Source organism: Cupriavidus sp. YR651, assembly GCF_900101625.1.
Lineage (GTDB): Bacteria > Pseudomonadota > Gammaproteobacteria > Burkholderiales > Burkholderiaceae > Cupriavidus.
Map to the genome: position 1 here is coordinate 62322 of NZ_FMYZ01000017.1, position 26084 is coordinate 88405.

The following is a 26084-nucleotide window of genomic DNA, read 5'->3' on the forward strand; positions in this document are numbered from 1 at the left end:
AAGACGCCATGAATAAACCGGAAAAGCCCAGGAACCTGGCTACTGCCCCACAGCAGACCACGTCCTACCTAACTGCCGACGAACGCGCCGCCCAAGGGCGGTCGCTGCGCGATGCGGTGCCCCGCAGCTCACAATCCGGCTGGCAGCCGCGGGACGACCGCCAGGACCCGGTTGAACTGCTGAACGAATCCAACGCCGGGAGGATTCTGGAGTTGGTCCCGATCCGATACAGCCGGATGGCCGCATCGCCGTTTGCCTTCTACCGCGGGTCCGCCTCGCTCATGGCCGCCGATCTTGCCACCACGCCCTCCAGCGGGATTCGCGTGCAGGCGTGCGGAGACGCTCATCTGATGAATTTCGGGGGTTTCGCCACCCCAGAACGCAACATCATCTTCGACATCAACGACCTCGACGAGACATTGCCAGCACCGTTCGAGTGGGATCTCAAGCGTCTTGCAGCCAGCGTGGCAATTGCCGCCGAGCATCTTGCCTTGCCGAAGAGCGAAGCTGCCCGCGTGGTGACTGACCTCGTGCGTGAATACCGCGAGCGTATGTTCAACTACGGGTGGATGCGCGCCCTCGACGTCTGGTATGACCGAATCGACCTTCAGAAGTACGAAGACCGCAGTGGCGACCCGGAAATCGTCGCTACCGCCCGCAAACGCCTTGCGCAGCGGATCGAGGCCGAAAGGCGTAAGACGGTCCCGGACCATCTCTACCCCAGGCTGGTTTCGGAAGAGGGGGAAAAGCCGAGGATCAAGGACGAGCCGCCGCTCATTTTCCACCCGTCTGAAGATCTCGCGCCCGGCCTCACATCGGCCTATGCCGATTCTATAGCGAGCTACCGCGACAGTCTTGCGGAGCATGTCCGCATTCTGTTTGACCGCTTCCATTTCTTTGACCTAGCCATCAAAGTCGTTGGCGTCGGCAGCGTCGGAACCATGTGTGGCGTCGGACTGTTTCTCGCCGCCGACAATGATCCACTGTTCCTGCAGGTAAAGGAAGCCCGCGCTTCGGTGCTCGAGCCCTACGCGGGCAAGAGTCTGCATGCCAACCATGGTCAGCGCGTCATCGCCGGACAGCGTCTCATGCAGGCGGCCAGCGATGTATTCCTGGGGTGGACGCGCGGTGCAAACGGACGCGACTTCTATGTGCGTCAACTGCGCGACATGAAGCTCTCTGCCGTGATCGAGGATTGGGATAGCGGTATGCTCAGGCAATACGCGCGCATGTGCGCACACGCCCTTGCCCGCGCACACGCGCGATCGGGCGACGCCGCCACGATTGCTGGCTACATGGGTTCCGGCCAGACCTTTGATGATGCGATCTGCGAATTCGCGACAGAGTACTGCTCACAAAACCGCAGCGACTTCCGCACATTCGTGGCAGCGGTTCGCGAGGGACGTATTGAGGCGAAGTCAGAAGAGACTTGAGCCGTGTGCCCGTGCGGCACAGCCGTGCCGGTCGCCTCGCCGGTCACCATGAAAAGCATCGGCGATGCGGAAATGGCGTTCCCGCCGGCGACCGCTGACTACGGCTGCTTCAGCGTGGAGCTAGAGCACGTCCGTGGCCATGCGGTGGCAGATTGCTAGCACCGTAACACCACGGAGAACGCTGCCCACGTGTGGTTTGGATGCGTCGCGGGGCCTGTTCTCCGCCATCGCGATCAGATCTGCTGTGACCCCATGGGAATGCTGCTTACGGCGCAGACCGTGCCGGCGCCGTCAAGGGCAAATAGCCCAGAAAAGCGGGCCATTTTCCTTGATGAGATCTCACTGTGCCTTGCCAGACGACGCCTTTGCTCCATCGGTATAGGGATCGAACTTCCCGGCCTTTGCCCCATCTGTGTACGGGTCGAATTGTCCGGATTTCGCTCCTTCAGAATGCGGATCGAAGCGCTTATCGGAAGCGTTGAGGTTGAAGCGGGTCGATTGCCTTCTGCCATCCGTGTAGGGATCGAACTTCCCGGACTTAGCAGCTCCGGAGTTTGGCAATACCTTCTTCGTGGCGTGGCTGCCACCGTACAGGTCGCCGCCGTCCGTATAGTTCTTCTGTGCATTGGCTGCCCGTGTCACACCGAATGCTGCCGGCGCGGCAATGATCAGGGTTGGAATGGTCTTCTTGAGCATGATGGCCTCACAGATCGAGGTCGCGCGGCGCCGGCACACAACCTTGCGGAGATAGCTGACGGAATACCCTGGCTGGTTAACCGAGTTGGCGCATTCCAGACATGACGTGAGACCGTTCTGCGGAAATTCAAGCCTCACGACACGGTCCTATTTTGTTGGGCGTTCCGTCCATAGCCGCCGGTCCGATCTTCTCGACATCAAACCGAACGCAGCCAAGAACACGCCTGAAATCGCATAATCCACCGGAAAGCCGTGGCACAGCGCTTCCGATCTCCTTCGCGGCATCGCGCGCAGATCCGGAATGAGACCGCGCCCCGGCCACGCCGCCCATCAGGGCCGATGGCCCACACGATGAACGGTGGCAATGTCGCGCAGATGACCCGGCAAGGAAGATGTACAGCGCGTACCTCACCGGTCAACTGCGATGCCAGGGCGGCATCAGTTGATCCCAACGATGGCAATAGGGACGATGAGACCGAGGCCTTCCAAGATATTGCGCACCGCGTTCGGCGTGTTGCCAACAAAGCGTAGCCGCGACACGGCGGACGACACGTTCACGCCCGACCCAGGCAAGCTGCCCGCTGGCGCCCGCAATGGGAACGCCGATCGCGTCGATCGGGAAACCAAGAGGGTGCCGCCTGGGCTTCGTTCGCGGGGTGACAGCCGACCTGATTCAGTTCGGGTAGGTTGACATGCATCAAAGGTACGCTAGTTTCAGCTCCTACCATTGATTCATATCGCCGGCGCTGAACCACTCAAGGGGGCACCCATGTCCGGCAGTTGGGAGGTGGCACATGTACACAAGGATCCTAGTAGCGATTGATGGCAGCCACTGCAGCGATCAGGCCCTGGAAGAAGCAATCGGTATCGCCGGCCCCTGTAACGCGGTGCTGGAGCTCGTTCACGTAATTGACAGCGGCTACGAACAAGCAGAAGTGCGGGCAGGCTTGGTCAGAAAGGGGCAAGAACTGCTGGCGGCTGCACAGGCGCAGGCTGAATCTAGGAATGTGCGCTGCCACGTCGTCATGGTCGACAATATTCTGGCGCTCGGCGACGTTGCTAACCAGATTCGGCAAGTCGTGGAAGACAGCCACGCTCAACTTGTTGTAATCGGTACTCATGGACGTCGTGGCGTGACCAGGCTGCTAATGGGCAGCGTGGCTGAAGCGCTTGTACGCCAATGCAAAGTGCCAGTCATGCTTGTCAAGGCTCCGCATGAGGCGTGAGCCTGCGGGCCGCGCGGATGGCGGCGTGGGCTGCAATCCATGCGTGTCCGAAAGAAACAGACTCCTTCGGGGAGGCAGGGGGATTTGTGATGTACGGCAAGATCATGGTTGCAGTCGATGGCAGTAAGAATGCCGATCTGGCGCTCGCAGAGGCCGTTCAGATAGCCATGGCGTGCGGCAGCGAGATTGCCGTTGTGCACGTCATCGATAACAGCTACTTGAAATGTAACCCACTCTTTATTGGCACGGATGAATTGCACACGGCGCTGAGGGCAGACGGCGAAGCATTGTTGAAAGCAGCATGCGACCTGGTGGAAGCACAAGACATTCCTTGTACGACGCGCCTGATTGACGAGCCAGCGGCGATGGGAGATATCTCCACCGTTGTCGAGCAAGCCGCGCAAGAAGGCTGCGCGGAGCTGTTGGTCATTGGAACTCACGGTCGCCATGGTATGCATCGGCTACTGCTAGGTAGTGTCGCCGAAGGACTGGTCCACCATACCAAACTCCCGGTATTGCTGGTTCGTGCCTGAAATCTGTAACCTCTTGGAACGGTCAGGACTTGACCCATTTTTTGGCGTCCTCGCACAGCGACTTTCACGAGTGTCGCCTTCGGCACATCCGACAATAGCCTGGGCGGCACGCACTGCCGGACGATACCCGCGTGTACGCGTATTTTCTGGTATCGCGACGAAGCCATCTCGCTTGCGCGCACGTGGCGACCACCAGCGCGTATTGCCCGTGCGTTCCGAGCGCGAAGCCTAAGCTGCCGACCTCCCATCCCAAAACGTGACGGTGCCTGTCCCCCCACGTGCGCTGTCGCGCCCGCCCCCGTGAATCGTCCCAACGCAATTGGCTGGCGAACGTCGCACTGCATCAAATTGACATTGATCAACCCGACCCGCCTTGGTCATCGTAGCCGCGAGCGGCGCGAGTATAGTCATTCAACAGACTATGAGATTCAGCGATCGGCCACAATGGCCTGTACGTGTCTGCGCCGCCTGATACGCTACGGAGCAAACGGAGATGCTAAGTCCTCACGAAATCGCGGCGTTGCTGATTCTGAGCAACTCGGAGCGGCACGGAGAACTGGATCCGGCCGATATCGGCGCCTTGGTCGAACGCCAACTGGTCCGTTTTGCTCAGACCGCCGAGCGCAACGCGATACAGATCACCATGGCGGGCGAGCGCTTGCTCCGTTCGATTGGTCGGGGTTACTAGCCCTACCCGCGAGCCACAGCGCAACCACGTCGGGCGCTAGCAGGAAAACAATGTTGGCACAGTCATGGTGTGCAGCAGTGCCTGCGTCGTCCCTCCAAGCACCATCTCGCGCATGCGGCCCCGACTGTATGCACCCGCCACCAGCAGATCGGCATTCTGGTCCGCCGCGGCCGAGAGGAGCAACTGCGCCACGTCTTCGTCCTTACGGACCATCCGCTCATCGTGCCTGGCCTGCACGCCGTGCCTGGCGAGCCAATCTCGCGCATATTGCGGCGGCGAACACCAAGGATCCCGGATAACATGAGGACGGGCATAGGTGACGATGTCGACGGTATCGGCCCGCTGCAGCAGCGGCAGCGCATCGCGAAGTGCGCGGGCCGATTGGTGGCTGCCATTCCAGGCCACGAGCGCTCGCCTGCCTACGGTTGGGAACCAACCGGCGTGAGGCACGACGAGGATCGGACGCCCACACCGCGCCAGCGTAGATTCCACGAAATGGCGCCTAGAATACGCGTGTTCGTCCTCGGGATCCTCCTGTCCGATCACCACCAAGTCCGCGCGGTGCGCCTCGGCCTGCAAAGTCGCCCCGTCGGCTAGGTTCGGCGCCAGCCACTCAGTGGCAATGTCCAGTGACTCGGTGGCAGCGTTGAAGGCGTGCCATGCGTACTCGCTGGAGCGTGCCTGCCGGTGCTGGCACGCTGCCACATAACGGGCCTCATTGCCAAGCAGTTGCTTTGGCCCGGCTTCCGCCATCCCCACTGCCAGCAGCCCTACCAATGTGGCCCGGCATTCCAGCGCGAGTTGGCTGGCCAGATGCAGCCGCTGGTAGACCCTTTGGCTGGAGTCCATGTGGACCAGGATGACAGAGATGTCCATGATTGGGCCCCCTCAGATAGTCGAAAACTGTCTCCAAATCAATCTGTGCGGTCATTTTGGACTGCGTGCGCTTCAGGGGATGCCAGGCAGCCCAAGCGCTGTAAGCCACGCCGCAGCCATCGCCGCCAACAAGCCAATGCCAACCTGGCCAGCGAACCATGGTGAGCCGCCTGCGCGGGCGGCCCCAATTTTGGCCACGGCGTTGGTGGACAAGCCCGCTAGCACCGGCATGGCCGCCGCGCCGGCCTCTAGTCTTCCGGTGGCCAGGAGTGCGCCCACCGATGTCGCCACCGCATGTGCATCGGCGAGCTCAGCGCCCGCGCTAATGGCAATCAGCGCCGCCTCGCCAAGCCATACCTCGATCACCGCACCGACGAGCCGCAAAGTCGCCACGAGTGTCGCGAAGATGCCTGCCGCGCGCCAGTCGAACAGCTTTGACGCGTGGGATGCCGGTGTCTTCTGTGCGGGCTCCCTTAAGCCCTTAAGCAACGCCAGAGCCAGAAAATCGCAGACGCCAGCGTGACCAAGAGCCCGGTCAACAGAGGCAAGGCCAGCGCTCGCCACGCGGCAATACTGGTTGCCGCCAGCACGAGCATCATCTGTACGAATGTGGCCAAGCTGGAGAAGAGTGCCGCGGCCAGCGGTGCCCTTGCTCGCCCCTGTCTAGACCGGGTTATGAGTTACCCGGTACTCCCGCATAGAGACACTCCAGCCGCGTCCCCGTTCATTGGCGCTGGCGCAACGCGTCGGTGGCCTTCCCGCTACCGGCGAGGATGATCGACGAGCCGCCCACATAATTCAGTGCCCATCAATTCCTCTGCATTCTCCACCGGTATCGCCATCGTGCTGACTGCCGCGCAAATCGCGCGATCGATACGTAACTCCTCAGGATGCAGCACAAAGATCTGTGCGGTATCGATCGCCGTCGGATTGTTCAGATAGATGGGCACTTCAGACAGCCCATTCCGCTCCCCCGGCCCACCGGCAGCGGGTACCCGCCGCAGCACCTTGTACGCCTGAAACAAGTCTGCCCGCCAGCACGCGGGAGCATTCCACTTCCAGCCGGCTTTGGGAACTGGTCGCTGTATTGGTGCGACCACAAGAATCCGATATTCATCGATGTATCCTCAGTGGGGCACCTAAATTCAGTGAGACATCATGACCGGCAGCGGCGCACGATGCAGTAGCGAGCGCGTGGTGCCGCCCATGACGAGCTCCCGCACTCGCGAATGACCGTAGCAACCGGCCACCAGCATGTCCGCCCGCACCACTTCGACCGCGGCAAGAATCGCATCGGCCGGCGGCTCGTGGCCTGGCGGCACGGCATGGTGGCCAGCCACGATGCCGTGCCGTAGCAACCACGTACGCAATGCCCCGAGGCCGGCACCGTCACCGTGCGCTGCCGTCGACACATCGCCGGCAGCAACCACGGTGACGTGCCGGGCGTGCAACAGCAGCGGCAGCGCATCGGCCACTGCGCGCGCGGCCTCGCGTCCCCCGTCCCAGGCTACGACGAGGTGCCCGCCGTGCAAGGGCGGCGGCGGGAGTTGCGGAACGATGATCACGGGTCGCCCTGTGCCAAGCAGCACCTGCTCCGGCAGATCCGTGACAAGCAAGGGCGCGACCCCATACGGGGGACGCTGCGCCATCACCACTAGGTCTGCCGACTTGCCTCGCAGCACGAAGGCCCTGCCCGCCTCGTCTTCAATGACGTCATGCGAAAACGAGATGTCGGCGCCGGCCTCGGCAACCATGTCGCGCATCATGCCGCCAAAGGAAAAGGCCTGGTTGCGCAACCGGTCGCGCTCCAGTTCCGCCAGATGCGTGGCATCATCGATGCCGCCGCGTACGGCACCGAGTCGGATACCCGTTGGGGTGAGCCCGGCGAGGTGGGCGCCGAACCTAGCCGCAAGCGCCGCAGCGGCGCGCACGCGGTCGCGGCATCCGGGATCCGTTCCCACTTCAACGAGAATGGTCTTGTAGGTCACGCCGCGTTCCTTTCGTCCACATCAGGACTGTAACCAAAATTTGTTCAATGCCAGCCTGCGTGCGCGGCTTCGGTGGCTTTAGAAAGCCCGGGCCACCGGCACATCCAGAGATGAGCGTAGCCAGCAGCAGGCAAACGAGGGCTGGGCGCCGGTGCAAGTGAACTAACACAATGCCACCATTCGTCAATGCGACATCAAGACGGGCACTGTCATCGAGGCCAGCAGGGTCCGGGTCACGCCTCCCAGCGCCAGCTCGCGAAACCGGCCATGGCCGTAGGCGCCCATGACGATCAGATCCGCATCGAAGTCTGCCGCGTGAGAGAGCATCCGCTCGCCGATTATCATGTCTGCGCCAGCCGGGCTGTGATGGATGGACACGGTTGCACCCTGGCGCTCGAGCAACCGCGCTGCATGACTTACCGGCGCGGCGTCCGTCCTGAGCGCCTGTGTCGCGGTGCTGGCGCAGAACAACTCGACCGCGGAACCTGCCAGCAGCGGCAGCGCATCGTGCAGCGCACGCGCGGCTTCGCGTCCGCCGTCCCAGGCCACCAGCGCGCGCTGCCCCACATGCGGGAACTCGCCCGCGCTCGGCACGACGAGTACCGGACGGCCTGACTCCAGCACCAGTGATTCGACAAACTTGGGTGCGATAAAGCCGTGAGGGTCGTTGGCATCGAACTGGCCCACGATCAAAAGGCTCGCTTCCCGCGCCTCGCGCAATACTGCCGTAACGGGATCGCCCTCGACGTTCCGCCATTCCCATTCGATGGACTGGTCCGACATCTCGTGCTCGAAGCGCTGGCGAACGGCGTCGCGTAAGGCATCTCGTCTGGCACGGTCCTCCTCGAGATAGCGGGCCGCCTCCTTCGTCAGATACAACCACGTGGTTTCCGGAGAGAAGCTGGCGAACAGCCCAACCAGGCGGCAGCCGTGCGTGTGCGCCAGTTGCCTGCCAAGCTCCAAGCGGTGAAACGCACGAGCGCTGGCGTCGAGATGCGCAAATATGGTGTGGTATGCCATGAGGGTCTCCCGGGGTCTGGATGTGTGCGCCAGGCGTCAGTGCGACATGAACAAGGGCACCGTGCAGCTGCGCAGCAGCGTACGCGTGGTGCCGCCGGCGATCAGTTCGCCCAGGCGAGAATGCCCGTACCCGCCGGCGACAAGCAGCGCCGGTTGCACTTCGCTGACGATCCTGGGCAACGCATCATCGACAGCGGCGCACTCCTCGACACGAATCGTCGCGCCGATGTCGTGCCGCGCCAGCCAGGGCGCGAGATCACTCGCACCCTCGTCGTCAATCCCGCTGTCGGTAACGAGGACAAGGATCGTGACGCGAGAGGCCAGCGCGAGCAGTGGCAAGGCATCGGCGAGCGCACGCGATGCCTCGCGCCGGCCGTTCCACCCCACGAGGGCATGGCCATCCAGACCCAATGACGTATGCGGCGGCATCAGCAGCATCGGCCTGCCCGCGTGCAGCAGCGCGTACTCGGCAGATTTGGCCATGGGTGCGGGAGATGTTTCGTCTGCCGACGGCGGCGCGGGAAGCATGATGTCCGCCGCGCGGCCGTGCATCGCCAGCGCCCAGCCGATTTCCTCCTCCACCACCATTTGTGCGCTGCACACTCCCGGCGCGGTTTGCTCAAGCACACGGTGCATCGCGTCAGCGTCGCGCGCCGCCAGTCGTTTGATTCCTCTGGCCTGAAGTTCAGCATAGTGGCCTGCCTCGGCTCCAGCGCCCGCAAACGGCTGTGGCTGGGTACCCATGGCGGTCAGCCCCACCACGAATCCGGCGGACTTTTCTGCCAGCACGGCCGCTGCCGCAATACGTGCGTCGCGGGCCGCATCGTCACCGAGATCCACGAGAATCGTCTTGAAATCCATCGCTAATCCTTGCAGGGGAACGCTAAGCATTTGCGGGGCGGGCTGATGATCTCAATCTATGCCGAAGCGGCAGTGAAGCCTTGCGACAAATCAAGGATTGCGCATCGCGCGGCCGCGCGGTTGCGCTGACACACATCGGCTACGTTAATCGGAGCCAGCGTTCAGACCCAGTAAAAATGTATCGACATCATCGTCGATCTCGTTAACGATCGGCGAAGCAATCGAAAGAGGCTCCAAGCCTTTGTCGAGACTGAAGTCGGTCCTAAAGACCTCAGGGAACCCGTCCACTAGATCGGCAAGAACGGTGCACCAACGAACCAGCGAATTGCCGTAAAGAAGAGCCGCCAGATCGGCTCGCGTGTGACGAATCTCCTGGCCCCAGTGCGGGATCGCGCCGCGCGCTCGTGCCCAATGGTGGACCTCGCGCCAGAAAGTGGCATAGACGTCTTCGAGGCGCGAGCGGATTGTTGACACCTCAACGCAAACCGTGAGCCCATACTGCTACATAGCTATGAGGGCAGATGCACGGGGCGTGAAGCGAATGCCGAGGTAGCCAAAGATCGACGCAGACCGCAGCGCTGCCCTGATTGTGTCGTCGACGAGCTCGAGGTAAGTACCTGCGGCCGCGTCGAAATGAAACTCTCCTGAGTTGCCAACCTGAGCACCGTCGATATCGTAGTCGTGCGCATCAAGCGTCTTTTTTCCCGAGACCCCCACTGGCGCGCCCCGCCCGCACGGTACGCGAGAACGAGCCTGCGATTACCTGACCTGCGGCATGCGAGACGTCCACTCGTGCCTCAAGAATCGGATCGTTTGCTAAACGGTGCAACAGAACGAACAGTGCCTCGCCGCTTGTCGCGCCAATCGCGGAGCACTGCCAGGCGATGTTCGCGATCTCCGAATCCAGATAGAAGCCCAAGCGCTTCTTCCGCTCGCTGCGTGTAAGCCAGCCGACAAAGTCAAGAAACGGGTTTTCATTAAGGAGGTTGTTGGGCGTCGATGGTGGCGGTTAATGGCATTTTTAGGATTGCCTGTGTATGGAGACTCTGCTTGCCTGCGGCGATCCACCAGCGCCGGGCTTGTCGTCATCGGCCCAATCTCCTCTGTGCGGGTTACCCCTGATATGGCCAGCGGGCACGATCCGAGTACTCTAGTCCTCTATAGCAGTTCAAATTTAACGCGGACGCGAGATGCCAGACAACATCATGCGCCAACCTGGCGCCGCTACAGCGGGTATGAGCCGCTATGGGCAGATTGCGGCGCAACTGCAAGAAAAAATCGTAACGGACGAATGGTCGCCAGGCACGGCCATTCCAGCCGAAAGCACGCTGGCGGGCGAATTTGGCATCGCGCTCGGCACGATCCGTCAGGCCATTGCTGTGCTCGCCAGCCACTTCGGCCTCGATACCGGCGCGCGGGGACTGTTCATCTCGCGTCGACGCTGGGTGGAGGACAACCCCCGCTTGCTCGAATCTATCTGGCTGCCATTGCCGCGCTGCGCGGCGCTTCAGGACACACCGGTGGACGAATGGGGCGAACTGCTTTATCCCCTTCTGAGGCAGCGGTGTGGCATCACCATTCACCGGGCGATGGACGACGTCACATTCCGGCTGCTCGACGCGGAAGAAGCCGGCCTGCTCGCGCTGCCCCCGTCCCACCCCTGTGCCATGGTCACGCGCCAGGCGTTCGACATCCAGGGCCAGTGCGTCGAATACCGGCTCACCCGGGGCGATGCGTATGCCTTCCGCTACTCAGCCGAGATCCGCTGAACCAAGAGGCCATTCACCATCGACGGAGACGCCCCTCATGCCTTCCCCGACTCAACCCGCGGTGGCCGCCGCCGGCGTATGCCTTGCCTTGCAGCCTGCTCTGCTGCACGCTGCGGACCCCGCGACCCCGCCACGTCATGGCCCACACGCCCCGTCACCCTCGTCGTCACGTATCCGCCTGGCGGCGGCGCCGACCTAATGGCCCGGCTGATCGCGCCGGGACTCGGGCGTGAACTCGGCCAGACGGTGATCGTGGAAAACCGACCCGGTGCCGGTGGCCAGATCGGTGCGTCATATGTGGCCAAGGCAGCAGCCGACGCTTACACGCTCATGGTGGACGCTTCCTCCTACGCGGTGAACCCGAGCCTGTATCCACGCCTGCCCTATGATCTGACCAAGGCGTTCCGGGCAATTTGCGTGCTGGCGCGCTATCCCAATGTGCTGGTCGCCAATCCTGCCGTCCCGACCACGACGGTCAAGGACGTATTGGCGCTGGCCAGGCAGAAGCCAGGCACCGTGGCGTTTGCGTCGTCGGGCAATGGCTCGGCACAACATCTGTCCGGCGTGTTGTTCGAGCAGCTTGCCAACGTGGACCTGCTGCACGTCCCTTACAAGGGCGGCGGCCCCGCGATGACCGATGTCATTGCCGGCCAGGTGCCGCTGTTCTTCGCCAATGTAGCCTCGAGCCTGCAGCACATCAAGGCGGGCAAACTACGGCCGCTCGCCGTGACAAGCCATGCGCGCACATCGGCGCTGCCTTCCGTGCCCACCATGGCAGAAGCAGGCGTGACGGGCTACGAGGTCTATGAATGGAACGCCGCGTTCGTGCCAGCAGGCACGCCCGAGGCCATCGTCGCGAAGCTGTCCGATGCACTGCAGAAGGTCATGAGCAGTCCGGAAATCCGACAGCGCGTGACTGAACTGGGCGGCGAGGTGGTGGCTGCCCCACCGGCCGATGCCACGCGCTTTATCGACACTCAGACGCGGCTCTGGGCCAAAGTGCTCAAGGACGGCAACGTCAAACCCGAATAACGCGATCCGCACATGAGCGGCGCCATCTAAACCACGGAGACCTCGATGAACACATTCGGCCCCGCGCACCGGAACATCCTCTAGCTGGCAGCCTCACTGGGCGCAGCGCTGCATGAAGTTGGAAAGACTGCAGCGGTGTTTCTCGAATAGGCATCAAACGGTGGCGAAGCCATGGCGGCGCTATCCTGGTGTCGCTGGAAATGCAATAAATTGTTTCGAATATGGAATCGGCACACAAAACCTTCAATCCCGAATCTCCATCCGAATTTGCAATCGACCGACTGCGCGTGGAGTTCCGCAATGCAAAAACGGAGCTTGCCTTCCAGCGCCACCATCTGGACCGCAGCCGGTCGTCCTTACGACTTACGCTGATTTTCTGTTCCGCCTTCTATTTGGCATTTGCCATGACGGATGTGGCTGCCCTGGGCTATGAGCATGTGGCATTGATCTTGTTCGTTGGCCGCATGCTGGTCGCAATCACAGCAATCATGGGCTTGCAACTGATCCGTAGTCAGCCCGAACCCCTAGCGGGTCTCCGGATTGCAGCAAGCGCCGCTGAGGTTATAGGGATGGCGACGTTCATGCTCATCGTTTGGTTTCGTTCGGCCGAAATCTTATTACATGGGATGTCTCTGTGCATCATGCTGATCGTCGTCTACTTGTTCATCCCCAACCGGTTGATCGTTGCAAAGGGCATCGCTGTCGCAACCACAGCAGCGTTCATCTTGATCGCAGCGTATAAGGGAAATCTGAGATCCTCTGAAGCACTGACCATGACGATGCTGTTGCTGCTGGCAAATAGCTTCGGAATTGTGGCAGCGCGTCGCTATCATCGGCTCTGGCGCGACGAGTATCGTGTCCTGATAGATCTGAAGCTTTTGTCGATAAGGGACCATCTTACTGGTTGCTACAACCGACGCCATCTGCATGAAACGCTACTACCGACGGTAATTGCGAAGGCACGCCGGCACAAGCAATGGTTGACCTTGGTGGTATGCGACATAGATCGTTTCAAGTCGATCAATGACGCGCATGGGCACCAAGCCGGTGACGCCGTGCTGCAGCACGTCTCGGCACTGCTTCAGGAAATGACCCGCAAACACGTGGACAGTGTGGTGCGCAATGGCGGCGAAGAGTTCCTTCTGGTTCTTGCGCAAACCGACCTTGACGGTGCTTTGCTCGTTGCAGAACGGCTACGTGCGACGATTGCTGGTAGTCCGACGATTGATGGGCACGGTCGAAACATCGCCACTACGGCGAGCTTTGGTGTGTTAGCTGTCAATTTTTCGGCTGTGGAGGGCGACATTGCCGACGAGTGTTTGATTGCAGCCGCCGACGCGTTGCTTTATGAAGCTAAGAACTCTGGCCGTAACAGTATCCGGTGCCGCGAATGGCCCTTCAAATCGGTGGCACAGGACGTGGGTTCGTTACCGCTATCGATATTTGATTCGGAGGTATCGGACAGGTATCCGCGTCGTGTCGATTGCATGGATGCACCGTAGATCCAACAGCGAGGATCACGGTATCCGGCCGTTCGCTTTGCAATCAAATCGCTCCCACCGGACTTACTGCTAATCGGCAAACAGATCAGGGCCGAACACTTCGTAGTGAACACGCGTCTCGGGATACCCAATTCCTTCAGCGCGTCATGCTACATCCGCATCGCAGTCTGCCCGAACTGACGTCTTGCTAGGTATTGTTGGTATCTGTTAGTGGCTCGCCTCGCCACTTCATGAAATCGATAACGTATTGCTTCTTCGAGTGGGAGCCAGAAAAAAAATACCAAATGATCCCGACGCGGAATCGTCTTTCACTGCCACATTCGTTGAGATATTTCTGAGAATCCGATTTGTCTCTTCTGCAGTGCTCGGCCAGCTCGTAAGCACAGCACTGGCCTGGGTCGCCTTATCAATGATAACGTCGATATATCCGCCAGCAGGCAGTGCCAGAACCGGTGTGTAGCGAAGACAGTGACTAGGGCAAGCAAGGATCTCTCTCACGCCTCCGACATCCGGCACCACGGATTAAAAGGCGGCTGACCTCTGCGCGCCACTATCGGTACTCGCTGCTCCGGCTTGCGACGGAGTTGAAACCGCGTCTACAGAGTTGCCCCGCTGACTTGAAACGCCATCGGCAACTACTGCGCTGCAACCCCCAAGCATCACCAATAGAGCGAGAACGCAAATGGCATTCGTTTCCATGCTCCCAGGTCCCCCGTGTTATGACACTCCTATCTCAGAAAGACCCTTAGCACATCTACGGCAGCAAAAGCCGCTCATACAGTTCGATTTTTTTCCCTATTTCTAACGCTAGTTTGTCGGCGTTCACCTCGCGAGTCAGCGACGTCCCAGGAAACACGATATAGCGCACGCCCTCCGCAAGCGTGTGTGCCTGCCCCTCCTTGGCGAGCCTGCTGAGCAGCGCTGCGGATCCTTCACCAATCTTGTTGGTCGGACCAATATCCGCAACAATGACGGGGATGACCTTGTCATTGGCAACTACGACGCCAAAATCGCCCATACGAATCTTTGTCAAGCTTGCGAAACGTCGACGCCCGATGCGTGCCGAACCATTGTCTGGGATCACAATATAGGGGATCTCATCCGCATCGACGGGCCGACAGTGAGTCTTGGACTGGATTCAAGGCGGGTCAGCTTGCTCGGATCACTCTTGCAACCGTACCAAAGTCGCCCTCCCTCGGTCACGGGAGATTGAACGTCTTCAAACACGTTTGATTCCATCGCATTTCGAAAACTGATTGGCCTCTGGAGCTTAGAATTCAGTTGCTACTCCGGTTCGGCCCGAAACGGCCGAGTCGGGTTTCGGGCAGGCGCGCCGCCTTTATTGCCGGGGATTTCACCCAAATACCCCAATCGAAAAAGACCCTCCGGATGAGTAGGCAATTCGGCGATCGACCGCTTGCCGGTGAAGCAGCCGCTCGCCTCAATGCGGCCGGACGTCTCAGATGGGTCGGTAGTTGCCTCTGGCGCCCGCGCAGCCATGCGCGGGCGGGCCTACGTCAGAATCCGCAGAGTGACGTTTGACAGTTTGACACAAACCTTCGGCTACGGCTCATGGCCGTTGCAGCGCGCACGCGCCATCATCCGAGAAGCGCTCTATCTGACCGATATCTGCCTACCTAGTTGGGATGACATTACTGCCATCGCTGGATGGAATGACCGCGATGCGATCGTCGACTGTTTGTTGGGATATGGCGCGGAACTTGCGGCATTGAAGCTCGGGACGTGAAGGCGCGTACATTGCGACGCCAGACTCCCGCCGCTTGGTCGCTCCGCATCCCGTCCAATCTGTTCACGCTAGCGGCGCTGGCGACTGCTTCGGCGCCTGCTTCATCGCTCGGTTGGCTGCCGGAGCGAGCCCTTTCGACGCAGCCCGCTATGCGGATACGGCCGCAGCCCTATCGACTATGGCCTTTGGCGCGGTGGCACCGATTCCATATGCGCCAACCGTCCAGACGCACTTTGAGTCCGCAAGTCGGAGCGCGTAATCCCCTGTACGACGAGCCGGCGGGCCGAACTACGCTCCAGGATTTTTGCCAACGTCCGTTCGTGACTGTCACGGCGTATCCGTTATCAGCTGCAAAGCCAGGGGCAGGCACCGCCGCTAGTGCCTATCGCCGCACCGGATCCAGAGCGTGACTTCGAAAGCCATGCTTCGCATGTCGGCCGGGAACCGCCGGTCGCGCGCGCCTGCTTCGGAAGCTGCCGTTGGCTGTAAGCCAAACCTCAGATGACTGCCATTGACCGCTACCGTCAAGGAATCGGGGGAGGCGTAGTGAGCCACTTCGGTCGCAGCAATGCCTCAGTTTCGTCGGCCTCCGCAATCCCCGACCCGCAGGCCATCGATTATGTCAGTAGAGCGCGCTCGAGGTCGAACTGTGAGACCGCATCGAACAATGCATCCAAACTCTTCGCGCCCTTTACTGCGGGTTCATGTTCCGACTGAACTTCTTCCCCAGTCAAGACCCGTTGGAGTGATACCAGGCTCTTCCCCATTGCGTGCACTGAAGCACCATGCAAGAGAGTCGTAAGGCTAACTCTACGGACTCCAAGCGCGCGGATGCGATCTAGTGACAAGTTGGCAGCGGACGGGCTTGGCCAAAGGCCAGTACCAATGCTCAGAGATACCGGAATATCCAGACGATGAACTAGTCGCTCCACATTGGCTTCAGACCGAGGTGCAATAGGAAGCAGCATGTCAGCCCCAGCATCCTGATAGGCGCTTACCCGCTCCAGCACCTGCTCTAGCGACTCAGTTGCAAACGCGTCCGATCGTATGATGATCAGGAAATTCTCATCTTGTCTCGCCGAAGACGCGGCGCGGATTTTTGACACCATCTCCGCGGTCGACACAACTTCCTTACCTGGCCCGGCGCCCCAACGTTTAGGGACAACTTGATCTTCAAGATTAACCCCTGCCGCTCCGGCATCCTCAAAGAGTTGGACCGAGTAATACACTCCTCGCGAATTGCCAAAGCCAGCATCTGCGTCAGCCGTAATGGGAATCCTTGATGCAGAAGAGATTTTTCGACAGTGGTCAACTGTATCCGAAAGCGTCAGCAGCCCAATATCCGGCACCCCGAGCATTCCATATGACAACATTGCTCCGCTGATGCATGCACTCTGAAACCCAGCCTTCTCCACCAACCGAAGACTGAAGACGTCATGGACAGCCGGGGCGACGATAAACGGCTCGTTCTTGAGCATCTTGCGAAGGTGGTGCCGCTTTGCTGCGGCACTCGGCGTAGAACCTGCAGTAGTACTCGTCATTGCGCACGGATCCATTGGTGACGATTTCGCGCCAGTACCAACCCGGCTCGCAGGCGCTCGGCCTCCAACTCCTGCGGGGTGTGCCCTGTATCTTCAACGCGTGATAGATTGAGGTCCCCCTCAAAAAGAGATCTAGCCAAGTCAATATCCCGAGCGTTCGGTGCGTATATTTGATTGACAACTGCGACTTGCTCAGCATTGATGCAGGTTGCAGCCTGAAAGCCAAACGCTTTCGAGCGTGACACCATTGCTGAGAACTCTTCCTGGTTTCTATAGTCAGCTACACTCGCCAAGTAGCCAATCGGGACGATCCCTGCCGCTATGGCTTCGAAGATCATTTGCTGCTTGGGTAGGCGCAACGTCTCTTCCGACGAGTGCATCGAGCATTCTTTCGCTATGTCCTCACCACCCAGGCCGATGGCATACAGCCGCTTTGTTGACCTGCAGATTTCTTGCACCCTACCGAGGGCGGCTGCAGTTTCCACCAGTGCAATCAACTTGATCCGTCCGAGCGGAAGCTGCGAGCGAATCTCCAGAGCACCAATCAACTCATCGAGCAAAATGAGGTGCTGCGCGCCGAGGGTCTTCGTTACCATAATCGCATCCGTGCCTGCATTGACAGCGAGTTCAACGTCGGCGACAGCTCGATCTATGCGCCTGTTGATCCGAACCGCGACGCCCATCGCAGCTACCCTGCACCTGGCAACTGCTTGGGGAAGTAGTTGCCGAGCCTTTGCTTTCTCCGACTCCGGTACAAAGTCCTCTAGGTCAAGCAGAGCCCCGTGGGCTCCGCTACGCACTGCGTCTTCAAGACGCTTGAGATCGTGGCCCGGTACATATAGTAGTGACAACCAAGAAGCCGGCAGTCGATAGTCAGTCATCTGCTTAATCCACAGTAATATTCTGCGATTCGACGATTTTTCGACGCAGGTTATATTCTTTCTTGATAATTTGAACGAATTTATCGGTACTGATTGCTTGTGGGATCGCACCGTTTCGCTGTAGCGCAGCAATAAGTTCCGGGCTGCGCAAAGCGTTGTTACTAGCGTCGGCGAGAGCTTTATTTACTAGCGACGGTAAATTTTTTGGGCCAACTAAGCCGAACCAAGCCATGTTATTCATTTCTGGTAGGCCTGCTTCCGCATAGGTAGGTACATCCTTCAGCTCCGGCAGCCTCTGATCTGAAGCGACGGCCAGGGCGCGCAGCTTTCCAGCTCGAATGAACGTTAGAGATGATGAGACGTTGTCGAACTGCGCTGCAACTTGGCCAGCCACCGTATCGCTCAACGCAGGTCCCGATCCACGGTACGGTACATGGGTAATGTCAGTCTTCGTTAGACGTTTGAAGAGCTCTCCGTCCAAATGGGCAATACTTCCCACGCCTGACGTCGCATAGGAGTATTTCCCAGGATTGACCCGCAACAGAGCGATAAACTCCGAGAGTGTCTTGGCCGGAATTTTTGGGTTCACCGTCACAACGTTCGGGACAAATGCGATCAGACTAATCGGGGAAAAGTCGACCAGCGGGTCGTAGGATGGAGTCCGAGATGTCAACGGCGCGGTTGCTAGAGTACTTACCGTCGCAATACCAAGGGTGTAGCCATCCGCTTCCGCCCTCGCAACGGCGGCGGCCCCAATCATCCCCCCTGCGCCGCCTCGATTGTCTACGACGACCGGCTGGCCCAGACGCTTACCTAGCTCAAGTGCAAAAGCCCTCCCTACAATGTCTGTTGTCCCACCGGCGGCATACGGAACAATGAGGTGAATTGGCTTCGAAGGATAGGTCTCGGCCGTAGCTGTTCCGGCGGGACAAATAAGGAGCAATCCAACAGTGAGCGTTATGGATTTACGCACGTCGATGGAATATGACTTTTTCATAATGCAGTCTAAGATTAGAATATCTTGGATTTATGATCTATTATTCCTTTGGCATGCTTTCGGCAAGTTTTTTCAGCGTTTGTTGGCGCCCAGATATTTCTTTTTGCCACTCGTCTCCACCAAGAAATGCGAGAACGGGAGTATCATTTGCAGCCTTCTTTAAGTATTCAGGATCCTTCAGAGTAGACTGGATCGCAGATCGCAGTTTTGCGACAATCTGAGGAGGCACCCCGACCGGAACGGCGATACCTCGCTCTGCAGGCATCACATCGTCAACTCCCTGCTCCTTGGCCGTGGGAACCGCTGGGATGGCTGTCGCTCGTTGATCACTCATTTGCACGAGGATTTTCAATGGCACCGCCTCCTTCCCGACGTCCTGCATTTCGCCAGTCGTCACTGCTGCGAAGTCAATATGGCCACCGAAAAGCGCAGTCTTAGATTGTGACGTTCCATTAAATGGAATGTCATTGAGCTTTACTTTCGCCGCGTTTTGCAGCTGAAGCAACGCAAGATGGCCATTAGTGCCGACACCGTTATGGCCGAACGTGAGCGATTTCGGATTTTTCTTGAGCGCCGCAACAATCTCATTGAGTGAGTTATACGGACTATCCTTCTTTGCCACAAGAATCGTGGGATCGCTCAACACGCGAGCGACTAACTGTAGGGATTGCGGCTTAAATTGCGTATTGCGGTATAGAGGGCCAAACGCCATGGCTGGCAGATTGACGACGCCGACCGTATAGCCGTCAGGGCGCGCACGCATGAGGCCAATGTTGGCTATTTCTCCGGCTGCTCCTGGCTTGTTTTGGACCACGAGCGTAGCTTTCCCACCAAGGTACTTCTGAATGAAAGGGGCCATGGTCCGCGCCATCGTGTCGGTCCCTCCTCCTGCCGCGAAACCAACGTACACCTGGATGGGTCTGTCATCGGGCCACTCAGCGTGGGCCGCCCCCGAACAGATGGCCAGCAAGGCCAGAAGCATGCATCGCGCGCTTTGTTTCATTCTGTTGTCTCCTCTAGAAAGCATGACGGCTACGGACAATAGCGCTGGGGAGGCGGTGAAAAAAGCGACAAATATTCACCGCTGGACATGAACAAAAGGAATACCATTCCCGTGGTGATCTGAAGGAGGTGTCCTATGACCCTAAAACAGCTTGAAGCCTTCCTTTGGGCGGCAAGGGCCGGCAGCTTTTCTGTGGCCGCGACTCGCTTGAACGTGACGCAATCAACACTTTCAAAACGGATTGCAGAACTGGAGGCTGACTTGGGGCGAGCTCTTTTTGACCGAAGCGGACAGCGCGCGGCACTGACGGATTCCGGCATGCAATTGCTGGATCATGCGGCGCAAATGATTGAGCTGGAGAACCGCATTCGTGCAAACTTGGATGCTGAGGCATCGCTACGTGGCACGATGCGATTCGGGATCAGCGAACTCGTTGCGTCAACCTGGTTTCCCAATTTTGTTGCCCGCGTTCGGCAGCGACACCCTAACCTTGTCCTAGAGCCCCAAGTCGATCTCACGCGACGCTTGGAAAGAAGTCTCGAGCGAGGCGAACTTGACTTCGCAATCATTCCAGGACCGAGTCCGTCGACAGCACTGTCAAACGATGTACTCGGGGAATTGGAGTATCGCTGGATGGCCGCTCCGCATCGTCTTCCGCCGGGAACGCTGCTGACACCGAATAGTTTTGCTGATCACCCCGTAATCATGCTCGGTGCGGACTCCGGACTCTCGCGCGCCTTGGAGAGTTGGGCTGAGAGTCAACAGATTGCTTTCTCTCGGGCGGTTGTATGTAACAGTCTGTCGGCCCTGATAGCCTTAGTGATTGCGGGTGCTGGCATAAGCCTGTTCCCGCTAACTTACGTTGCGCCCTTGGTACGGTCGGGCAAACTAGCCGAGCTCGCGAGTCCCATGCAGCCACACAACCTGAGGTACTGCTTTCATTGGCGCTCCGGCGACACGCGATCGCTCATATCGACCTTGAGGTCCATTGCAAAAGACGTCGCTGATTTTTCGGAACCGTCTGCGCTATGGGCAGCCTAGAGTCGAATCGACATAAGTCCGGACCTAGATCCCCGAGGCACCATGTCGACGACATCTCTTCGTCGGGCAAACGCTACGCCCCGCTTTACAACAGGGCGCTTAGCTTCCCGATGGCCAAATTAAGCACAGCTCGATCTGCAGCACCACTTACGGAGATCCGTACTGCATTAGCTGGCGCGTCGGTAACAGCAAACGCATAAGACGGCGCCATGTCCAACCCTTGGTCATGCGCAAGCAGAACAAGTCGATACCGGTCGCAGCCGGGGGGTAAGGGCAGCCATCGATGCAGTCCATATGCGTGTCCGGCCGACTCCTTGTGCAACATGGACTGCGCCAGTACTTGGCGCGTGCCCAGTTCCTCACGCATAGAATTGAGGATCTGTCGCGCAACACCAGTTTGGATCTATTGCGCCGCCATCGCCGTCATCGATGCTGACGGCCTTAGGATCAGGAGGACATTCGGCATATGCCGATTCGTCCGGCGTCCCATCGATCGATATGGCTGAAATGTAACCGTCCGACGGACAGCGTTCTTGACGACGGGGTTGCTTTCAGGCGGCGGTCGTGCGGAGCTGCTCAGCCATGGCCCATGGCAGCAGTTCGCTGACGCGATTGACGGGGTAGTCGGCGATGCGCGCAATGACGTCGCGCAGGTAGGCCTCTGGGTCGAGTCCGTTCAACTTGGCTGAGGCCACCAGCGAGTAGATAGCGGCACCGCGTTCGCCGCCACTGTCAGAGCCGAAGTGCAGGAAGTTCTTTCGGCCGAGGGCAACGGCCCGCAGCGCACGCTCCGCTGCGTTGTTATCGATCTCAACGCGACCGTCACTGGCATACAGGGTCAATGCCGACCACTGATTCAATGCGTAGCCAATAGCCTTCGCGGTATCGCTTTTGGGCGACACCTTGCTGAGCGTCGAACGTAACCAGATCTCGAAGGCTTCCAGCAATGGAAGCGCCCGTTCCTGTCGGACGCGCCTTCGCTCGTCGGGAGGTTTCCCGCGGATATCAGCCTCAATTGCGTAAAGTTCACCGATCCGGCGCAGCGCCTCAGTGTTGACGTCGCTCTTGCGTGCGAGGTACAGATCGTGGAATTTCCGTCTCGCGTGGGCAAGGCAGCCAGCCTCGTGCACGTCGCCGTCTGTGTAGATGGAGTTGTACCCTGCGAACGCGTCGGCTTGCAGGATTCCCTTGAAGCCTTTCAGGTGAGCCTGCGGATATTCGCCTGACCGACTCGGACTGTACGCGAACCAGACGGCTGGTGCGTCCACCGAACCAGCGGGCCTGTCGTCACGTACATAGGTCCAGAGGCGGCCGGTCTTGGTCCTGCCGTTTCCGGGTTCAAGTACGGGTACGGGCGTATCGTCGGCGTGGATCTTAGACGCCGCCATCACGTACCGACGAATGGCATCGACCAGCGGGCGTAGTAGTGCGCTGGCCTGTCCGATCCAATCAGCAAGTGTCGAGCGGCTCAACTCGACGCCATCCCGCGCGTATATCGCCGACTGTCGGTACAGGGGAAGATGGTCGCAGAACTTTCCAACCAGGACATGGGCGAGCAGGCCAGGACCCGGCATACCGCGATCAATGGGCCGGCTGGGCGCGGCCGCTTGGACGATGCAGTCACAGCGAACGCAAGCCTTCTTTGGTCGACGATGGCGGTTCACTCGCCAGTGCCCGGGCACGTACTCGAGTTGCTCGGCGATGTCTTCGCCAAGCTCGTTGAGCGTTCCGCCGCACTGCGGACAGCACACATCGTCGGGTTGATGGACGATATCTTCGCGCGGTAAGCGCCGCGCATTAGCCTACGGGGGTGCCTGCAACCCAACTGCCTACCACAAGGTGATTTCCATGAAGACCCAATACATGTTCCGTATCCTCGTCGCCAGTGTTGCCGTGGCAACCGCTTCCGCCGCTGCTGTTGCGCACGCACAGTCCTTTGGCGATACGCATTCGGTAACTCGGCGCGCAAGCCCCAAAAGGATCTCGCGCAAGTCGAGGCTGCAGGCCATGACCCCCATCGTGACAGCAGCAACTTCCCGGCCGATCTTCAGGCCGCCGAGGCCCGTGTAGCAGCCATGAACCAGTCTGCGGCGTCGATGGCATTGAACCGACGACCACCGAGAACGGCAATCTCGCCGGCCGGGACAGTGTCGGCGAAGCCAGCCTATCACATGCTGGTTCCTTCCTTCCGCTGCGCATTGTCATGGCGCAGCACCACCCGCAACTTCAGCCACGCCAGCGCGGCAACCATTGCGCCCCAGGCCATCAGGCCGCTCCCTCCGACGATCTGTTCATCGAAGCGATAGCTGACGCAAAGCCGCGCCTCGGCATCGCGATACAGCAGGCCGGTGGTAAATAGCATCCACGCGACGTTGCCGAGAAAGAAGGTGGCCAGCTCCGGGCTCAAGCGTCGCCAACCCTGCGCGAGCAGCATTCCGGTGAGCAGCCAGCTACCGTACTTCAGTGCCGCGACGCGCGCGTCGAGCAACGCCAGGTCAAGCGCCGCTGGAATCATCCAGAAGGCCGAAACGACTGTAACCAGCGTTGCACTGAACAGGCCGTGGACATCGCATCGCGCCTGCCATGCGGCTAGGCGTGCCGGCGCCCAGGCCGACATCGCCCAGCCCGCCACCAGCAGCAAGGGAAACTGAAGCAGCATATGCAGGCTCATGCTGGCCTCAAACACATGCCGCACGCCTGGCATCAGCCACAGCAGCGGCGAAGCGCCTAGCAAACCGCGCGCGACAGGCGTGACGAGACCCTTCACTGAGGTGCCCCTTCGGCAAACCGATTGGCCGCCTTGAGCGCCTGCGGCCATTGCCCGTAGTCGAAGATGCCGTGCACTTTGCCTTGGGCGTCGATCAGATGGATCCCGCCGTTGTGCACGTAGCCACCGAAGCCATCGGGAATGGCGATCAGGCCGAACTGCCGCAGCGCAGCTTGCCCCGCCGCTTCGTCGCGCGGGGCGGCCAGCGTCCATCTGGCCGGATCGGCCTGGTGCCGATTGCCATAGGCCAGCAATGCCCGCGCGTCGTCATGTGCGGGATCGATTGATATTGACAACAGACGCACTCGTGACGATGGATTGGCACTCATTGCTCGCTGCATCTGCTGATACTCGGTGCCGAGCGCCGCGCAGACGGTCATGCAGCGGGTGTAGACAAAGTCCACCAGATAGACCGGCGAGCCCACCGCTGAGGCATCGAAAAGCTGGAACGATCTGCCCTGCGCATCGCGCAGCGCAAGAGCTGGCGCTACCAGCTTGCCTTCCATGGCCGCCTGGCGGCGCAGCGCCTCGAAGGTCCAGGCCTCGAAGCCGTGGGTAAGGTGTCCAGCCAAGGCCGCGAATCCCGCGAGCGACAGCGCGCACAGGGCCAGCGTCGCACCCAGCCGCGGTGGGCGGCCCGCAGTGACGATCGGCGCCCCTGTCGTTGCGTTTGGCATAGCGGTACTAGCCCGGTCGGACTGGCGGGTTGGAAGGAGCGTTGGCGTCGTCGGACATCACGTTGGTGATCCCGGTGCAGGCAGTTCCTTGTCTCCAGCGAAGGGGGCCGTACGCAATTTGTGTTCCTCGCGGGCGCGGGTAACCGTCTCCACCGGCACGGGCGCTGCGCCATTGCCCCACTGCGAACGGATATGGCTGAGCACCGCGGCCAGCTGCTCGTCGCTGAGTTGGTCCTTGAAGGCCGGCATCGCGCCGCTGTAGGTGGTGCCCTTGACGGTCAGCGATCCGGTGATGCCATGCAACACGATCGCCGCGACCGTGCTGTCGCGACCGACCACCCACTCCGAGCCGGCGAGTGGCGGAAACACGCCTTGCAATCCTTGCCCGTTGGCCTGGTGGCACGCCACGCACAGCGAGGCGAACAGCGCACCGCCATCGACCTTCCCCGCACCACCCCTGGCTGGTCCGGACAGTTCAGCCACGGCGCGTCCGTCGCCCCAGTTGGCAGGCTGCTCGATATCGGCGAGCACGATATAGCTGATGCCGAAAGCCAGAAGCAAACCGGTCAGCACGATCATGTACCACGGCATGGGATTCGTGGCCTCGTGGGGGTCCGAGTTCTCGCGCGCCTGTTGCGGCAGGATGTCGGGATCTTGCACAGTCGATTCCTCAAGTTCAGCGGGTGGCGGCCGACGCCTGGCCCTCGGGAAGCGCAGGCAGCACGGGGTAAGTCCGGTTCAACGACTTCAGGTACGCGACCAACTCGAGCGCCTCCTGGCGCGCGACCACTCGCTTTCCGACAGGCACGTACCCGGGCGGAAGCTGCACTTCGACCTCGCCGCGCCCGACCTCGTCCCTGGCTTCAAACAGGTAGCGGTAACTGGGCATGACACTGCCCGGCACATAGGCGCGCGGCTGGTACAGGTGGCCGAGGTGCCATTGCTCGCTGGGCTGGCGCGCACCGATATTGAGCAGGTCGGGCCCGGTGCGCATGCTGCCGAGCAGAAGCGGGGAGTCATAGGCATAGTCACCGGCCACGCTCGCGCGGCCCCACCCCCGCTCGAAGTCCGGCGCGAAACTGCGTGCGCGCGGCTGCTGCGAATGGCAGTAGACACAGCCGTTGGCGATGTAATGCTGACGCCCGCGCAGCTCGACGCTGGTATAGGGCTTGAGTCCTTCGGCCGGCTTGACGTCGCGTGCTGTCATATAGGGCACGACCACCAGCGCACTCGTTGCGATGCCGAGCATTGCCATGCCGCCAGCGAACAGTTTTGCTTCGTTTTCCATCTGATCTTCCCTGCGCTTAGACGGTCTTCAGCAATGCGGGCGTGCTGCTGCCGGCCGGCCTGGCGCGTAGCAACATCACGAAATGCGTGACAAAGGCGAGATGACCGAGCGCCATCAGCGCCCCGCCTATGCTGCGTGCCCTCAGGTAAGGCAGCGTCAGTGTGACCGAATCAATGAACGGGCGGCTCGCATCCAGCATCGCTTCACCCTGCAGCCAGCCGCCGTAGCTCAGGCTCACGAAGTAGATCGTGATGCCGATCGCAGCCAGCCAGAAGTGCGCGCTGATGAGGAACTGGGATGGCCACTCACGGCCGGACACGCGCGGCACGATGAAGTAGATGGCGCCGAAGAACACCATCGTGACAAAGCCGTACAGCCCCAGATGCGCGTGGCCAACTGTATGGTGCGTGAAATGGACGACCACATTGAGGCTGCGCAGCGCTTCGAAGGCCCCCTGGATCGAACTGACCGTGTACATCAGGCCGCCAAAGCCGATGAAGCGAAGCGTGGGCGAATAG

Annotated in this window: 27 protein-coding genes and 2 pseudogenes; 9 read left to right on the forward strand and 20 right to left on the reverse strand. The window is 60.2% G+C overall.

Features of this window, described 5'->3' with window-relative positions; all coding sequences use genetic code 11:
• Positions 1–8 precede the first annotated feature (8 nt).
• Positions 9–1433, forward strand: a complete 1425-nt coding sequence (locus BLR29_RS28460) for a DUF2252 domain-containing protein (RefSeq protein WP_092142321.1) — start codon at positions 9–11, stop codon at positions 1431–1433.
• A 339-nt stretch (positions 1434–1772) separates the two neighbouring features.
• Here the strand turns inward: BLR29_RS28460 and BLR29_RS28465 are convergent, their stop codons facing one another.
• The gene (locus BLR29_RS28465; RefSeq protein WP_092142324.1) at positions 1773–2129 is read right to left on the reverse strand and encodes a hypothetical protein; all 357 of its coding nucleotides are present in this window, start codon (positions 2127–2129) and stop codon (positions 1773–1775) included.
• Positions 2130–2923: 794 nt separating this feature from the next.
• Between BLR29_RS28465 and BLR29_RS28470 the strand changes: the two genes are divergently transcribed.
• The 3 genes from BLR29_RS28470 to BLR29_RS28480 all read left to right on the forward strand — a co-directional run bounded on the left by BLR29_RS28470 (position 2924) and on the right by BLR29_RS28480 (position 4576).
• Positions 2924–3355 carry a universal stress protein gene (locus BLR29_RS28470; RefSeq protein WP_092142327.1) on the forward strand — a complete coding sequence of 144 codons (432 nt, stop codon included), beginning with the start codon at positions 2924–2926 and terminating at the stop codon, positions 3353–3355.
• Positions 3356–3444: 89 nt separating this feature from the next.
• Entirely contained in the window at positions 3445–3888 is a 444-nt protein-coding gene (locus BLR29_RS28475) for a universal stress protein (RefSeq protein ID WP_092142421.1), read from the forward strand.
• Between the two features lie 520 nt (positions 3889–4408).
• On the forward strand, positions 4409–4576 hold the full coding sequence (locus BLR29_RS28480; RefSeq protein ID WP_255371484.1) for a hypothetical protein: 168 nt from the start codon (positions 4409–4411) through the stop codon (positions 4574–4576).
• Between the two features lie 36 nt (positions 4577–4612).
• Here BLR29_RS28480 and BLR29_RS28485 read toward each other — a convergent pair whose 3' ends face one another.
• The 8 genes from BLR29_RS28485 to BLR29_RS32195 all read right to left on the reverse strand — a co-directional run bounded on the left by BLR29_RS28485 (position 4613) and on the right by BLR29_RS32195 (position 10240).
• Positions 4613–5452: a universal stress protein gene (locus BLR29_RS28485; protein ID WP_092142333.1), complete on the reverse strand. Its 840-nt coding sequence runs from the start codon at positions 5450–5452 to the stop codon at positions 4613–4615.
• Between the two features lie 72 nt (positions 5453–5524).
• Complete coding sequence (locus BLR29_RS28490) at positions 5525–6016, reverse strand: DUF4010 domain-containing protein (RefSeq protein WP_176861083.1); 492 nt, start codon at positions 6014–6016, stop codon at positions 5525–5527.
• A 197-nt stretch (positions 6017–6213) separates the two neighbouring features.
• Complete coding sequence (locus BLR29_RS28495) at positions 6214–6477, reverse strand: hypothetical protein (RefSeq protein ID WP_092142339.1); 264 nt, start codon at positions 6475–6477, stop codon at positions 6214–6216.
• A 120-nt stretch (positions 6478–6597) separates the two neighbouring features.
• Positions 6598–7440 (reverse strand): universal stress protein, encoded by an 843-nt coding sequence (locus tag BLR29_RS28500; protein WP_092142342.1) that lies wholly within the window; start codon positions 7438–7440, stop codon positions 6598–6600.
• Between the two features lie 183 nt (positions 7441–7623).
• Complete coding sequence (locus BLR29_RS28505) at positions 7624–8460, reverse strand: universal stress protein (protein ID WP_092142345.1); 837 nt, start codon at positions 8458–8460, stop codon at positions 7624–7626.
• 36 nt (positions 8461–8496) lie between these two features.
• Positions 8497–9321 (reverse strand): universal stress protein, encoded by an 825-nt coding sequence (locus BLR29_RS28510; RefSeq protein WP_092142348.1) that lies wholly within the window; start codon positions 9319–9321, stop codon positions 8497–8499.
• A gap of 144 nt (positions 9322–9465) precedes the next feature.
• Positions 9466–9795 carry a hypothetical protein gene (locus BLR29_RS28515; protein WP_092142350.1) on the reverse strand — a complete coding sequence of 110 codons (330 nt, stop codon included), beginning with the start codon at positions 9793–9795 and terminating at the stop codon, positions 9466–9468.
• Positions 9796–10009: 214 nt separating this feature from the next.
• Positions 10010–10240 (reverse strand): hypothetical protein, encoded by a 231-nt coding sequence (locus tag BLR29_RS32195; protein ID WP_143018553.1) that lies wholly within the window; start codon positions 10238–10240, stop codon positions 10010–10012.
• 271 nt (positions 10241–10511) lie between these two features.
• Between BLR29_RS32195 and BLR29_RS28525 the strand changes: the two genes are divergently transcribed.
• From BLR29_RS28525 to BLR29_RS28535, 3 genes are all read left to right on the forward strand, one after another.
• Positions 10512–11090, forward strand: a complete 579-nt coding sequence (locus BLR29_RS28525; RefSeq protein WP_092142356.1) for a GntR family transcriptional regulator — start codon at positions 10512–10514, stop codon at positions 11088–11090.
• A gap of 78 nt (positions 11091–11168) precedes the next feature.
• The gene (locus BLR29_RS28530) at positions 11169–12122 is read left to right on the forward strand and encodes a tripartite tricarboxylate transporter substrate binding protein (protein ID WP_092142359.1); all 954 of its coding nucleotides are present in this window, start codon (positions 11169–11171) and stop codon (positions 12120–12122) included.
• 221 nt (positions 12123–12343) lie between these two features.
• Positions 12344–13624, forward strand: coding sequence for a GGDEF domain-containing protein (locus BLR29_RS28535; RefSeq protein WP_092142362.1), 1281 nt, complete (start codon positions 12344–12346; stop codon positions 13622–13624).
• Positions 13625–14378: 754 nt separating this feature from the next.
• Here the strand turns inward: BLR29_RS28535 and BLR29_RS28540 are convergent.
• The gene (locus BLR29_RS28540) at positions 14379–14762 is read right to left on the reverse strand and encodes a glycoside hydrolase family 75 protein (protein ID WP_092142365.1); all 384 of its coding nucleotides are present in this window, start codon (positions 14760–14762) and stop codon (positions 14379–14381) included.
• A 407-nt stretch (positions 14763–15169) separates the two neighbouring features.
• Between BLR29_RS28540 and BLR29_RS28545 the strand changes: the two are divergent.
• Positions 15170–15630: pseudogene (locus BLR29_RS28545) on the forward strand (PfkB family carbohydrate kinase); the annotation flags it as partial.
• A 358-nt stretch (positions 15631–15988) separates the two neighbouring features.
• Here the strand turns inward: BLR29_RS28545 and BLR29_RS28550 are convergent.
• The 4 genes from BLR29_RS28550 to BLR29_RS28565 are packed head-to-tail and all read right to left on the reverse strand — an operon-like array spanning position 15989 to position 19793.
• Positions 15989–16912, reverse strand: a complete 924-nt coding sequence (locus BLR29_RS28550; RefSeq protein ID WP_092142368.1) for an isocitrate lyase/PEP mutase family protein — start codon at positions 16910–16912, stop codon at positions 15989–15991.
• A complete protein-coding gene (locus tag BLR29_RS28555) occupies positions 16909–17793 on the reverse strand; it encodes an HpcH/HpaI aldolase/citrate lyase family protein (RefSeq protein ID WP_092142371.1) in 885 nt (294 codons plus the stop codon). The genes BLR29_RS28550 and BLR29_RS28555 overlap by 4 nt, the downstream gene beginning before the upstream one ends.
• A 4-nt stretch (positions 17794–17797) precedes the next feature.
• Positions 17798–18790 carry a Bug family tripartite tricarboxylate transporter substrate binding protein gene (locus BLR29_RS28560; RefSeq protein ID WP_092142374.1) on the reverse strand — a complete coding sequence of 331 codons (993 nt, stop codon included), beginning with the start codon at positions 18788–18790 and terminating at the stop codon, positions 17798–17800.
• A 40-nt stretch (positions 18791–18830) separates the two neighbouring features.
• On the reverse strand, positions 18831–19793 hold the full coding sequence (locus BLR29_RS28565; RefSeq protein ID WP_092142377.1) for a tripartite tricarboxylate transporter substrate binding protein: 963 nt from the start codon (positions 19791–19793) through the stop codon (positions 18831–18833).
• A 135-nt stretch (positions 19794–19928) separates the two neighbouring features.
• Here BLR29_RS28565 and BLR29_RS28570 point away from each other — a divergent pair, with 135 nt between their 5' ends.
• Positions 19929–20834 carry a LysR family transcriptional regulator gene (locus BLR29_RS28570; RefSeq protein WP_092142380.1) on the forward strand — a complete coding sequence of 302 codons (906 nt, stop codon included), beginning with the start codon at positions 19929–19931 and terminating at the stop codon, positions 20832–20834.
• A 551-nt stretch (positions 20835–21385) separates the two neighbouring features.
• Here the strand turns inward: BLR29_RS28570 and BLR29_RS28575 are convergent.
• The 6 genes and pseudogenes from BLR29_RS28575 to BLR29_RS28600 form a co-directional block, all read right to left on the reverse strand.
• A pseudogene (locus BLR29_RS28575) lies at positions 21386–22621 on the reverse strand (IS66 family transposase); the annotation flags it as partial.
• 380 nt (positions 22622–23001) lie between these two features.
• Entirely contained in the window at positions 23002–23652 is a 651-nt protein-coding gene (locus BLR29_RS28580) for a hypothetical protein (protein ID WP_143018554.1), read from the reverse strand.
• Entirely contained in the window at positions 23598–24173 is a 576-nt protein-coding gene (locus tag BLR29_RS28585; protein ID WP_176861084.1) for an SCO family protein, read from the reverse strand. Before BLR29_RS28585 ends, BLR29_RS28580 begins: the two co-directional genes overlap by 55 nt.
• A gap of 162 nt (positions 24174–24335) precedes the next feature.
• The gene (locus BLR29_RS28590) at positions 24336–24938 is read right to left on the reverse strand and encodes a c-type cytochrome (protein WP_255371485.1); all 603 of its coding nucleotides are present in this window, start codon (positions 24936–24938) and stop codon (positions 24336–24338) included.
• Positions 24939–24954: 16 nt separating this feature from the next.
• The gene (locus BLR29_RS28595) at positions 24955–25566 is read right to left on the reverse strand and encodes a cbb3-type cytochrome c oxidase subunit II (RefSeq protein ID WP_092142389.1); all 612 of its coding nucleotides are present in this window, start codon (positions 25564–25566) and stop codon (positions 24955–24957) included.
• Positions 25567–25582: 16 nt separating this feature from the next.
• Positions 25583–26084: cbb3-type cytochrome c oxidase subunit I (locus BLR29_RS28600; protein ID WP_176861085.1), on the reverse strand; the 502-nt coding region annotated here is incomplete at its 5' end.